Origin of the sequence: Brevibacterium sp. FAM 24630, assembly GCF_049804075.1 — a bacterium.
Taxonomy (GTDB): domain Bacteria; phylum Actinomycetota; class Actinomycetes; order Actinomycetales; family Brevibacteriaceae; genus Brevibacterium.
In genome coordinates this window covers 178,117-186,615 of sequence record NZ_JBNBZD010000007.1, presented here as the reverse complement: position 1 = coordinate 186,615, position 8,499 = coordinate 178,117, and the positions used below count along the sequence as shown (strand labels likewise).

General features: G+C 61.2%; 6 protein-coding genes and 1 pseudogene. 6 read left to right on the top strand and 1 reads right to left on the bottom strand.

Going from position 1 to position 8,499, the window contains the following annotated elements; genetic code table 11:
- Window positions 1–176: pseudogene (locus ACPUD7_RS07915) on the top strand (IS1380 family transposase); the annotation flags it as partial.
- A 164-nt stretch (window positions 177–340) separates the two neighbouring features.
- Here ACPUD7_RS07915 and ACPUD7_RS07910 read toward each other — a convergent pair.
- A complete protein-coding gene (locus tag ACPUD7_RS07910) occupies window positions 341–598 on the bottom strand; it encodes a hypothetical protein (RefSeq protein ID WP_135538820.1) in 258 nt (85 codons plus the stop codon).
- Window positions 599–982: 384 nt separating this feature from the next.
- Here ACPUD7_RS07910 and ACPUD7_RS07905 point away from each other — a divergent pair, with 384 nt between their 5' ends.
- The 5 genes from ACPUD7_RS07905 to typA all read left to right on the top strand — a co-directional run bounded on the left by ACPUD7_RS07905 (window position 983) and on the right by typA (window position 8,481).
- Window positions 983–2,599, top strand: a complete 1,617-nt coding sequence (locus ACPUD7_RS07905; protein WP_135538818.1) for a peptide ABC transporter substrate-binding protein — start codon at window positions 983–985, stop codon at window positions 2,597–2,599.
- A 76-nt stretch (window positions 2,600–2,675) separates the two neighbouring features.
- Window positions 2,676–3,602 carry an ABC transporter permease gene (locus tag ACPUD7_RS07900; protein WP_205683321.1) on the top strand — a complete coding sequence of 309 codons (927 nt, stop codon included), beginning with the start codon at window positions 2,676–2,678 and terminating at the stop codon, window positions 3,600–3,602.
- Window positions 3,595–4,584 carry an ABC transporter permease gene (locus ACPUD7_RS07895; RefSeq protein ID WP_135538814.1) on the top strand — a complete coding sequence of 330 codons (990 nt, stop codon included), beginning with the start codon at window positions 3,595–3,597 and terminating at the stop codon, window positions 4,582–4,584. The genes ACPUD7_RS07900 and ACPUD7_RS07895 overlap by 8 nt, the downstream gene beginning before the upstream one ends.
- Complete coding sequence (locus ACPUD7_RS07890; protein WP_205683320.1) at window positions 4,581–6,260, top strand: dipeptide ABC transporter ATP-binding protein; 1,680 nt, start codon at window positions 4,581–4,583, stop codon at window positions 6,258–6,260. The genes ACPUD7_RS07895 and ACPUD7_RS07890 overlap by 4 nt, the downstream gene beginning before the upstream one ends.
- 310 nt (window positions 6,261–6,570) lie before the next feature.
- Window positions 6,571–8,481, top strand: coding sequence for a translational GTPase TypA (typA, locus tag ACPUD7_RS07885; RefSeq protein ID WP_425119555.1), 1,911 nt, complete (start codon window positions 6,571–6,573; stop codon window positions 8,479–8,481).
- The last annotated feature ends 18 nt before the right edge of the window (window positions 8,482–8,499 follow it).

Sequence of the window (8,499 nt, the reverse complement as noted above, 5' to 3'; positions counted from 1 at the left end):
GGATGAGCAAAGTGCGCGCCCAGACGCTGCGGACACGGATCATCGGGGTTCCGGCTCGGATTGCTCACCGGGCCAGGAAACTGATCCTGCACCTGCCCAGAGCCTGGCCGTGGGCGACGGAGTTCTCCCGGTTATGGCAATCGGCGTTGGGACCACCCCGGACAATGTCGACCTGACCAATTCGCCCTTGAAAGGGGGCCCGAGACCGCAGTCATGGAGGAGGCTCTGGGAGGCTCAATGTGGAAGAGACCGGTGAGAGACCGGGACACTACCTCCTGCCCACTCATCGTGCCCAAGCTCAAATTCGAGTGGGCCACCGGACATCAAGCAGATCGGTGGATCAAGGGTTAACGAGGATGAGCTCCATACGGTGCAGCTCCACACGAGGGAAGCGATAGAGCACGAAGACCAGAGCCCCGACTGCCAGGGGGATCCCGGCGGCGGCGAGTCCGCGCAGGGAGAAGTCACCTATGAGGATCGAGACGGCGCCGATGGCGCTCAGCCCGCTGGCGACGAAGTACAGGGCAGTCGAACTCGTCGTCCGCACGACGGTCGGCTGAAGACTTCCTGAATTGCGATCCATCTCACTGCTGGCCACCTGGTCATCGTAACCACTGAGACTGGACAAAGCTTGCCGTTTCTATATTGATCTTCGCCCGCCGGCAAGGCGCGCTGGAGGGCAACCTGACGCGTTCGAAGAGACCGAGAGTATCCCGAAGCATCAGGCAGACCTGGTCCGTCAATACAGGACAACTGTCCACCATTCCCCGACAATCACTGCAGTACGTCTTGCCTTCACCGGACAGCCACGTGATTTCAGTAACAGAATGTGAGCCTGCTGATAAAGTCGTCTTTATCCCCTCCGAGCGGGCAGCGACTCTGCACTCCTGAGTAGGAGTACTACTGGGTAGCAGTGGTGCTTCCTGAGTGAGTCACACTGCCCGAGCCGGAGGTCGCATTCGACATAGAAAGAAGGACGTCCATGAAGAAGGCAAAGCGCATTCCCGCGCTCGTGGCAGGTGCCACGGCTCTGGGGCTGATCGCGAGCGGTTGTGGTTCGTCGGGCGGCGACGAAGGCGGTGACTCCGATACACCGATCGCGGCCAGGAGCATCGAACCGCAGAACCCGATTATCCCGACTTCGACGAATGAGGTCGGGGGTGGAAACATTGTCGACGAACTATGGGCCGGTCTGGTGAGCTATTCGCCGGAAGGCGAGACTCAGATGGAAGTCGCGGAATCGATCGAGTCCGAGGACAACGTCAACTGGACCGTGAAGCTCGAGGACGGCTGGGAGTTCAGTGATGGTACTCCTGTGACTGCGGATTCCTTCGTCGACGCTTGGAACTACGGTGCGGATCCGGAGAACGCCCAATTGGGCGCGTACTTCTTCGAACCGATCAAGGGCACCACCGGTGACGGCACCTTCAAGAAAGGGGCCGAGGGCATCTCAGGCCTCGAAGTCAAGGACGATTCGACTTTCACCATCGAGCTCAAGAGTCCCGCTTCGGACTTCGCCGACCGCCTCGGCTATTCGAGCTATTTCCCGCTACCGGAGTCGGCGTTCGAAGACATGGAGGCATTCGGCGAGAAGCCGATCGGAAACGGCCCCTATACCCTGGAATCTTGGGATCATGACGTCGAAGCCCAATTGAAGACGAACCCGGACTACGACGGCAATCGCAAGCCGAAGAACGGTGGCATCACCTTCAAGTTCTATACCGATCCCGAGGCTGCGTATACCGATGTCCAGTCCGGTGTGCTCAACGTCAGCGATGAGATCCCGCCAAGTGCCCTGTCCACCTTCGAAGAAGACGAATCCATCCAGGCGATCAACAAGCCCGGTCCGATCAATACGACAGTGACGATCCCCGATTCGCTCGAGCACTTCGGTGATGACAAAGAGGGTAAGCTGCGTCGTCAAGCCATCTCCCGAGCCATCGACCGGAAGACCATTACGGAGCAGATCTTCGAAGGCACGCACGAGCCAGCTGTGGACTTCAGCTCTCCGGCGATGCCTGACGCATCCAAGGATGTTCCCGGCAATGAGGTGCTCGAATTCGATGCTGACGAGGCGAAGAAGCTCTGGGCCGAAGCCGACAAAATCAACAAGTTCGAAGGGAAGTTCGAGCTCGGTTTCAACGCTGACGGCGCGGGCAACACCGAATGGGTCGAGGCCGTGACTAACCAGGTGCGAAAGAATCTCGACATCAAGGCCGAACCCAAGCCGATCTCCACCTTTGCCGAGTTCCGCGAGCTCATCACCTCCCGCAAGATCGGTTCTGCCTTCCGCACCGGATGGCAGCCGGACTACCCATCGGCATTCTCCTACCTTGCCTCCGTGTTCGGGACGGGAGCAGGGTCGAATGACGGAGATTACTCGAATAAGAAGTTCGATGACGCGATCCGCAAGGCCGCGGCCGCTGAGGGAAAGAAGCGGAACGAGGACATGACCAAGGCTCAGGCAGTCTTGTTCGAAGACCTTCCTGCAATCCCGCTGTGGACTCGCAATTCCTACGGTGCGGCTAGTGCCGACACTTCAGGCTTCGAGTTCACCTGGCAGAATAAGCCGGCGTACCACCTCATCGTCAAGAACTGACACACCATCGTGAGTGCCCATGCCCGGGCAATCGCCTCGGGCATGGGCACTCCCTTCTGCAGGAAGGCGAAAAACTGTGTGGGGATACATAGCACGCAGACTTCTCCAGACGATTCCGGTCGTGCTGGGAGCCACTCTTCTAATCTACGCGATGGTCTTCCTCCAGCCGGGTGATCCGATCGTTGCCCTGTTCGGTGAGAAGCCGGTTTCGGAGACAGCCAGGGCTCAAATCGAAGCGCAATACCACCTTGACCAGCCCTTCATCGTCCAATGGCTGCTCTTCCTCAAAGGTGCAATGGTCGGGGACTTCGGTCTCTCCTACTCTGGACAGCCCGTATCTGATCTCATTGCTCGAGCCCTGCCTGTGACCTTCCAGCTTGCGTTTATGGCGCTGGTCATCGAGGCGGTCCTCGGCGTCATCGCAGGATTCTATGCCGGACTCAGACGAGGGAAGATATTTGATTCGACCATGCTCGTCGTCTCGCTCATCGTCATCGCCATCCCAATCTTCGTGCTCGGCTTTACGATGCAACTCGTCTTCGGAGTCCAATTGGGGTGGGTTCCGCCCACCGTTGGCGGAAACGTGACCTTCACGAACCTTGTGCTGCCCGCAGTGGTGCTCGGTCTTGTCTCCTTCGCCTATGTGCTCAGGCTGACCCGGACATCGGTGATTGAGAATCTCGGTGCAGACCATGTGCGCACAGCGTTGGCTCACGGTGTGCCCCGGACTCAGGTGAACAGGCGGCACGTACTGCGAAATTCGATGATTCCCGTGGTTACCTACTTGGGCGCTGACTTAGGAACGCTTATGGGTGGCGCCGTGGTGACGGAGGGAATTTTCAATATCAATGGCATCGGCAATCTCGCCTATCAGGCAATCCTGCGCGGTGAGAACCCGACTGTCGTCTCCGTGGTCACGGTTATGGTGCTTATCTACGTGGTGATGAGCCTGCTCGTCGACCTTCTCTACGCCGCTCTCGACCCGAGGATTCGCTATGTCTGACCCAACCGCATCGGCCGAGCAGCCTCTGCCCGGCCAGAACCATTTCGTCGCCGACATCGAGCAGACTCCGCTCGAAGCTACCGGAACCGTGGACACTACGGAAGCACCGAAGAGTCAGTGGAAAGAGGCGTGGAAGGTACTCAAGGGCAATTGGCTCTTCTGGGTCTCCGCCGTGCTGCTCCTCTTCATCTTGGTGATCGTGATCGTTCCCGGACTCTTCAGCGGGGTCGACCCCCGATCGGCAGATCTGTCGAAGAGCCTACAGGGTCCGCAATCAGGGCACCCCTTCGGCTTCGACAAACAGGGGTACGATGTCTACTCCCGTGTCATTCACGGTGCCCGGGCCTCGGTGGTGGTCGGTCTGCTCACGACCATCATCGTGATGATCATCGGAATCATCACTGGAGCCCTGGCAGGATACTACGGGCGCTGGGTCGACGCCTTCGTCTCCCGTGTCACGGATATCTTCTTCGCGATCCCGCTCTTGCTAGCCGCGATCGTGGGGCTTTCCGCGCTCAACAACATTTGGCCGGACCGTGGGTATTGGGGCGGAGTGATCGCAGTGGTCATCGCGCTAGCGGCCTTCGGATGGCCGCAGTTCACGAGGATCGCCCGCGGAGCAGTGCTGGAGATCAAACATCTCGAGTTTGTCGACGCTTCCAAGGCGATCGGCTCTTCTCAGATGAAGACGCTGTTCAGTCATATCATCCCGAACTCCTTGGCTCCCGTCATCGTCACCGCGACCGTTTCCCTCGGTGTCTACATCGTCGCCGAGGCGACCCTATCCTTCCTCGGTATCGGTCTGCCCAGCTCGATCGTGTCCTGGGGCAACGACATCGCAGCTGCACAGAGTCAAGTTCGTACCGGATCCAATCTGCATGTGCTGTTATTCCCGGCCGGTGGACTGGCGCTGACCGTGCTCAGCTTCATGCTGCTCGGCGACGCTGTCCGGGACGCACTGGACCCCAAAGTGAGGAAATGATGCCCGCACCGCTACTTACCATCAGAGATCTCCATATCGCCTTCACATCCGACAAAAAGGAGGTACCCGCGGTAAATGGCGTCGATCTCACGATCTACGCTGGCCAGACTGTAGCGATCGTGGGAGAGTCCGGCTCCGGTAAATCGACCACGGCGCACGCCATCATCGACCTTCTGCCGGGCACCGGACATGTCACCTCTGGCTCCATCGAGTTCCAGGGTAACGATCTGACGAAAGCCGACGACGCGACGATGGAGAGTATCCGCGGTTCGAAGATCGGACTTGTCCCGCAGGACCCGATGTCGAACCTCAACCCACTCTACAAGGTGGGGTCTCAGGTGAAGGAAGTCGTTGAGGTCAATGACATCGCCGACCCGGGGGAGGCCGACGCCCGAGTCATAGAACTCCTCGAGGAAGCTGGACTGAACAACGCTGCTGAACGAGCAGCGCAGTACCCGCACGAATACTCCGGTGGGATGAGGCAGCGAGCGCTCATCGCCGCAGGATTGGCAGCCAGACCGGAGCTGCTCATCGCCGATGAGCCGACCTCCGCTCTCGACGTCACCGTCCAGCGCCAGATCCTCGATCATATGAATTCTCTTACCGATGAGCTCGGAGTCGCGCTACTGCTTATCACCCATGACTTGGGCTTGGCCGCGGAGCGAGCGGATCACCTCATCGTTATGTACAAGGGCAATGTTGTGGAATCAGGTCCCGCCTTGGAGATACTTCAGAATCCTCGGCATCCTTATTCGAAGCGGCTGATCTCCTCGGCGCCGTCCCTGCGTAGCCACCGGATCGCGGTGGAGGAGCGGGAGGAGGTCCGGGAGGCTGCTGAGACCGTCGCTCAGGAGGCCGAGGAAGCCGTGGCGCATCCGCACGTGATCAGGGCGCGGGACCTGACAAAGGAGTTCCCGGTGCGGGCCGGCGCGCTGGGACGCAAGATCGGCTTCACCGCCGTCGACTCGGTGAGCTTCGACCTTGAACGGGGAACCACTTCGGCGATCGTGGGGGAGTCGGGTTCGGGGAAGTCCACGGTGGCGCGGATGGTGCTCGGTCTCCTCGAGCCGACTTCGGGCTCCGTGGAGTTCGACGGTAAGAACATCGCGGGACTGCGCACCGGTGCCGGTCAGTTGGACTTCCGAAGGCGGGTGCAGCCGGTGTTCCAGAATCCTTATGCGTCACTCGATCCGATGTACCCGATCTTCCGTTCCATCGAGGAGCCGCTCGTCGTTCACAAGGTCGGATCAAGGTCGGAACGGGAGAAGAAGGTGCGCGATCTTCTCGACAAGGTGTCCCTGCCCGCAGGGGTGATGTCGCGTTATCCGAATGAGCTATCCGGCGGCCAACGCCAAAGAGTGGCCATCGCCCGCGCCCTGGCGCTCGAACCGGAGGTTGTCGTTCTCGATGAGGCGGTGTCCGCTCTCGACGTGCTCGTCCAGGCACAGATCCTCGGTCTGCTTGCCGAACTGCAGGCCGACCTCGGGCTGAGCTATCTGTTCATCACCCACGATCTCGCGGTGGTCAAGCAGATCGCCGATCAGGTCATCGTGATGGAGAAGGGGCGAGTGGTGGAACAGTCCTCGGCGGCCGGAGTGTTCGAGTCCCCGCAGGAGGCTTATACCCGGGAGCTGCTCGCGGCCATCCCCGGAGCTGGAATCGACCTGGCGTCGTGAGTCACGCGGCCTGATCGCGCCTGCGAAGCGCAAGCGTCGCGGGGCCAGGGACGCCGTCCTCGAAGCCACGATGAACGCCTGACCCGGCGATTCGGGCACGCAGCATCCCGCTGTCTGCCGGCGAATGTGGTCGCAGAACCGAAGCAGATCGGCTCCTACTGTCGGTCTGCCTTCGGGTCTGTGACCCACATTTCGCATTTACGGTCGTGCCGAGTCCCGGACCCCGGCTGTCAACGGTTGTGAGCGAGTGGCCGTATAATCGTCTGTTGGGTCCGGGCTGGACCGATCTCTCTATCTCAAAAGGTTCTTGATGACTGAAGCCATCACACGACGGGAAAACCGCCGCAATGTAGCAATCGTCGCACACGTCGACCACGGCAAGACCACGCTGGTCGATGCCATGCTCCGGCAGACCGGTGTGTTCAGCGAACACGGTGACTTCGCCGAACGCGTCATGGACTCAGGTGACCTCGAACGCGAGAAGGGCATCACCATCCTCGCGAAGAATACCTCGGTCCTCTACAACGGCCCTTCGGCCGGTGAAGACCCCATCGTCATCAACGTCATCGACACACCCGGCCACGCCGACTTCGGCGGCGAGGTCGAACGCGGACTGTCCATGGTCGACGGCGTCGTTCTCCTCGTCGATGCGTCGGAGGGCCCGCTGCCGCAGACGCGCTTCGTTCTGCGCAAGGCGCTGGCGGCGAAGCTGCCGGTGATCCTGCTCATCAACAAGACCGACCGTGCCGATGCCCGCATCGACGGAGTCGTCGAGGAAGCGCAGGACCTGCTTCTGGGGCTGGCCTCCGATCTCGCCGATGAGGTTCCCGACCTCGACGTCGACGCCGTCCTCGACGTGCCCGTGGTCTTCGCGGCCGCGAAGGCAGGTGCCGCCTCCCTCGAACAGCCCGCCGATGGAGAGGTTCCGGACAACCCTGACCTCGAGCCGTTGTTCAAGACCATCCTCGAGACGATCCCGGCCCCGGAGATCAACTCCGACGGCATCCTCCAGGCCCACGTGACGAACCTCGACGCTTCGCCGTTCCTCGGCCGTCTGGCTCTGCTGCGCATTTTCGGCGGCACGCTGAAGAAGGGCCAGCAGGTGGCATGGGCCCGCGGCGACGACATCAGCACGGTGAAGATCACCGAACTGCTCGAGACCCAGGGTCTCGACCGCGTCCCCGCCACGGAGGCCTCGGCCGGCGACATCGTCGCCGTGGCCGGCATCCCAGACATCATGATCGGCGACACGCTCACCGACATCAACGATCCGAAGCCGATGCCGGCGATCATCATCGACGATCCTGCGATCTCGATGACCGTGGGCATCAACACCTCGCCTCTGGCCGGCCGCGAGAAGGGGACGAAGGTGACCGCCCGCATGGTCAAGGACCGTCTCGACCAGGAGCTCGTCGGCAACGTCTCGCTCAAGGTCGTCCCGACCGAGCGCCCAGACGCGTGGGAGGTGCAGGGGCGCGGTGAACTCGCACTGGCCATCCTCGTCGAGCAGATGCGGCGCGAGGGCTTCGAACTCACCGTCGGCAAACCGCAGGTCGTGACCAAGCAGGTCGACGGCAAACTCCACGAGCCCTTCGAGGAGCTCACGATCGACGTTCCGGAGGACTACCTCGGCGCCGTGACCCAGCTGCTCGCCGCCCGCAAGGGTGTGATGGAGACCATGACCAACCACGGCACCGGTTGGGTGCGCATGGAATTCAAGGTTCCCGCGCGTGGTCTCATCGGATTCCGCACCCGCTTCCTCACCGAGACCCGCGGCACCGGCATCGCGAACACGATCTCCGCCGGATACGCCCCGTGGGCCGGCAGCATCGAGTTCCGCATCAACGGCTCACTCGTCGCCGACCGCCCGGGTGTCGTCACCCCGTACGCGATGATCAACCTGCAGGACCGCGGATCCTTCTTCGTCGAACCCACCTCCGAGGTGTACGAGGGCCAGATCGTCGGCGAGAACTCCCGTGCCGACGATATGGACGTCAACATCACGAAGGAGAAGAAGCTGACGAACATGCGTTCGGCCTCGGCGGACACCTTCGAGAACCTCACCCCGCCGCGCAGGCTCACCCTGGAGGAGAGCCTCGAATTCGCCCGTGAGGACGAATGCGTCGAGGTCACTCCCGGTGCGATCCGCATCCGCAAGGTTGAGCTCGATCAGAAGGAACGTGCGAAGCTCTACGCCAAGCTGCGCCGCCAGAACGCCTGATCCAGCACACCGTATGAC

Coding starts and splice junctions, on each gene's coding strand:
- ACPUD7_RS07895 (WP_135538814.1), top strand. CDS start 3,595: ATGTCTGACCCAACCGCATCGGCCGAGCAGCCTCTGCCCGGCCAGAAC.
- ACPUD7_RS07905 (WP_135538818.1), top strand. CDS start 983: ATGAAGAAGGCAAAGCGCATTCCCGCGCTCGTGGCAGGTGCCACGGCT.
- ACPUD7_RS07890 (WP_205683320.1), top strand. CDS start 4,581: ATGATGCCCGCACCGCTACTTACCATCAGAGATCTCCATATCGCCTTC.
- typA (WP_425119555.1), top strand. CDS start 6,571: ATGACTGAAGCCATCACACGACGGGAAAACCGCCGCAATGTAGCAATC.